Origin of the sequence: Mesorhizobium sp. M8A.F.Ca.ET.021.01.1.1 (genome assembly GCF_003998025.1) — a bacterium.
Taxonomy (GTDB): Bacteria; Pseudomonadota; Alphaproteobacteria; order Rhizobiales; family Rhizobiaceae; genus Mesorhizobium.
Window position 1 is genome coordinate 1 of the sequence record NZ_RZSJ01000623.1, and the last position, 3,475, is coordinate 3,475.

The window sequence follows — 3,475 nt, forward strand, 5'->3', positions numbered from 1 at the left end:
GCCCTATGTCGTGCTGATCGCCCAGGCGCGCATGATCGGCATCCGGCGCGTCTATGAGGAGGCGGCACTGTCGCTTGGCGCCTCGCGCTTCTCGTCCTTCCGCGAGATCACGCTGCCGCTGCTCATCCCGGCCGTGGTCGGCGGCGCGCTGCTCGCCTTCACCATCTCGTTCGACAACACTTCGGCCAGCCTGTTCTGGCGGCCGGCAGGCGTCGAAACCATGCCCACCCAGATCCTTTCCATGCTCAAGATCTCGATCAGTCCGGAAATCAACGCGCTCGGCACCGTGATGATCCTGGTGACCGTCGGCATCCCGCTGATCGGCGGCCTGATCCTGCAAAGCCTGACAAAACTGAGACGACGTGGCGAACCAAAGGAGGAAACACAATGAAACTGACCACCACAAAGCGGTTGGAACGACTGCACGACCGATATGCCAATGGCGATTTGAGCCGCCGCACCTTCCTGACGCTGACCGCCGCCGCGGCAGCCTCGGCGGGCCTTTCCATGCCCTGGATGGGCCGGGCGCTCGCCGCGGTCCAGGAGGTCCGCTTCGACGGTTGGGGCGGCACGGTGCAGGACGCGATCGACAAGTTCGCCTTCCAGCCCTACACGACCAAGACCAAGATCAAGGTGGTCCAGGGCACGTTCGGCGACGAGGACGAGATCATCACCAAGATCAAGACCGCCAAGCCCGGCGACTACCAGGTCATCCATTCCTCGGGCGTCAACTATTACATCAAATATGTGAACGCCGGCCTGACCTCGGAGATCAACGAGGCCAACATTCCCAACATGGCCAACGTGCTGCAGCCGATGATCGAGCCGTTCCGCAAGCTGACGCCGAAGCTTTCGGCCGTGCCCTATGACTATGGCACGACGGGTATCGCCTACAACACCAAGGTGATCTCGCCGGAGGAAGCCAAGGAAAAGGGCGCGGCACTGCTGCTCGACAAGAAATACGCCGGCAAGGTCGGCGGCTATTCCGACATGACGACGCGGGTCTGGTACGCGGCGCTCGCCACCGGGCAGGATCCCAACAATCTCAAGGACATGGACGCCATCTGGGCCAAGGTGCGCGAGACGCGCGACCTCGCCAAGAAGTTCTGGAGCTCCGGCGCGGAGCTGATGGATCTGCTTTCCAAGGGCGAGATCGTGGTGACCGATGCCTGGTCGGGCCGCGTCGCCGCGCTGCAGGACCAGGGCCATCCGATCGGCTATCTCGATCCGGCCGGCTCCTATGCCTGGATGGAGGACATGCTGATCCTGAAGGGCTCGCCGATGGCCGAGTGCGAGGAGCTCATCAACTTCATGCTCGACCCGGCGACCTCGATCGCGGTGGCCGAGGGCCAGAGCTATCCGCCGTCGCTCGACCCCAACAAGGTCAAGCTGACCGAGAAGATCGAGAAGCTGCCGGCGTTCGACAAGACGGGCACGATGAAGTCGCTGACCTTCGCCGATCCGACCTACTGGGCGACCAACGAGGACGCCTGGACCAAGCAGTGGAACAGGATCTCCAAAGGTGCCTGACAGCCAGGACACGACATTCCATCCCCGGCCTGTCCTGGCCGGAGCAGCCGGCGCGAGCGCGGCCGCCGAGGCAGACAGCCCGGCGGTCGAGTTCCGCGACATCGACATCGCCTACGGCAAGTTCGTCGCGGTGCGCGATTTCTCGCTCTCGATCCGCAAGGGCAGCTTCGTCACCCTGCTCGGGCCCTCGGGCTGCGGCAAGACCACGATCCTGCGCTCCATCGCCGGCCTGGTCGACATTTCGGGCGGCCAGATCATGATCGATGGGCGGCGGGTCGATGATATCCCGATCTACAAGCGCAACATCGGGCTGGTCTTCCAGAGCTACGCGCTGTTCCCGCACAAGAACGTGTTCGACAACGTCGCCTTCGGCCTGAAATACCGCAACGTGCCGAAGCCCGAGATCGCCCGCAAGGTCGGCAAGGCGCTCGAGATGGTGCGGCTGCCGGGCAGCGAGAAGAAGCTGCCCTCGCAGCTGTCGGGCGGGCAGCAGCAGCGCATCGCGCTTGCCCGCGCCATCGTCTTCGAGCCGCAGGTCTTGCTGCTGGACGAGCCGCTGTCGGCGCTGGACGCCAACATGCGCGAGGAGATGCGCGTCGAGATCAAGAAGATCCAGAAGGAAACCGGCATCACCGCCATCTTCGTCACGCACGACCAGGAGGAAGCGCTCTCCATGTCGGATCGCATCGTGGTGATGAACGCCGGCGCGGTGGAGCAGATCGGCACTCCGGAGCAGGTCTATGAGACGCCGGCCACCGCCTTCGTCGCCGACTTCCTCGGCAAGGCCAACATGCTTGCCGGGACCGTGAGCAGGTCCGGCCAGGCGGTGGTGCTCGGTACCGGCCAGACGATCAGCGTGGCGTGTCCAAGGCCGCTTGCCGACGGCAGCAAGGTCACTGTCGTGGTGCGGCCGCAGAAATTTTCGGTCGGTACTGGAACGAGCGGCAACCGGCTCACTGGCCGCGTCGTCTCGGCCTCGTATCTGGGCGGCAGCGCAATCTACGAGATCGACATCGGCGGCAAGACCAGCCTCCGCGCCAACACGCCGATCACTGGCCGCGTGCTTCGCGAAGGCGAGGCGATCGACCTCGGATTCGACCCGGAGGGCTGCGTCCTGCTCGACGACAGCGGGCGGCGGATTTCCTAGACCCCGCACGTCACGTTGCGGACTTCATTGTATCATGGCTCCGCCCGGCATGCGGTTTGGATGCCTGAGATGCGTTGGCGTGATGCCGGTCTGCTGGCGGAACACGCGGCTGAAATGGCCGGCATTGGTGAAGCCGCAGCGGTAGGCGATGTCGCCGATCTGCAGGTCGCTGCCTTCCAGCAGCGACTTCGCATGATGCACCCTGAGCGCCAGATAGGCGGCCATTGGGCCGATGCCCAGTTCCGATCCGAAGAGCCGTTCGAGCTGGCGCCGCGAGCAGTTCAGGCGGCTTGCGATCTCGGCGACCGACAGCGTCTCCTGGAGGTTGCTCTCCATCAACAGCAAAGCGCGTTTCACCGCCCGGCTCGACGCACCAGGAAACAGGTCGCCCACGGGCTGCACGTCCCTGCTGCTTCTGATCCGGTCGAGGACGAGGATCTTGGCGGCCTTTTCAGCCGCCTTCTGGCCGATGAACTGGGACACGAAGTGGCCGGCAAGGTCGGCGGCGCCGGTGCCACCGGCGCATGTCGAGCGGCCCCGGTCGACGGTAAACAGGCTGTCGGCATGAGCGTTCACCTCCGGGAACCGGCTGCGGAAATCCTTGATGTGGAACCAGCTGACGGCGGCGCTATAGCCATCGAGCAGGCCGTAGCGCGCGAGCACGAAGCTGCCCGTGCAGAGCGCCGTCAGGGGCACCCCCTTGCCGGCGGCCCGCAACAGGAACGCCTCCTTCTCGGAACTCAGGCTGCGGTTGGTGTCGAGCAGCCCGCCGACCACGACGACATTGTCGAAGTCCTC

General features: G+C 64.7%; 4 protein-coding genes. 3 read left to right on the plus strand and 1 reads right to left on the minus strand.

Annotation, left to right across the window (positions count from 1 at the left end; translation table 11 throughout):
* From EOA36_RS30960 to EOA36_RS30970, 3 genes are all read left to right on the plus strand, one after another.
* Nucleotides 1-391 (plus strand): ABC transporter permease subunit (locus tag EOA36_RS30960; RefSeq protein WP_127280704.1); only part of this gene is annotated, 391 nt, incomplete at its 5' end.
* Nucleotides 388-1,530, plus strand: coding sequence for an ABC transporter substrate-binding protein (locus tag EOA36_RS30965; RefSeq protein WP_127280705.1), 1,143 nt, complete (start codon nucleotides 388-390; stop codon nucleotides 1,528-1,530). The genes EOA36_RS30960 and EOA36_RS30965, both read left to right, overlap by 4 nt.
* Nucleotides 1,523-2,677, plus strand: a complete 1,155-nt coding sequence (locus tag EOA36_RS30970; protein ID WP_127280706.1) for an ABC transporter ATP-binding protein — start codon at nucleotides 1,523-1,525, stop codon at nucleotides 2,675-2,677. Before EOA36_RS30965 ends, EOA36_RS30970 begins: the two co-directional genes overlap by 8 nt.
* 24 nt (nucleotides 2,678-2,701) lie before the next feature.
* Here the strand turns inward: EOA36_RS30970 and EOA36_RS30975 are convergent.
* Nucleotides 2,702-3,475, minus strand: a 774-nt coding sequence (locus EOA36_RS30975) for a GlxA family transcriptional regulator (RefSeq protein ID WP_145969392.1), incomplete at its 5' end; no start/stop codon positions are given.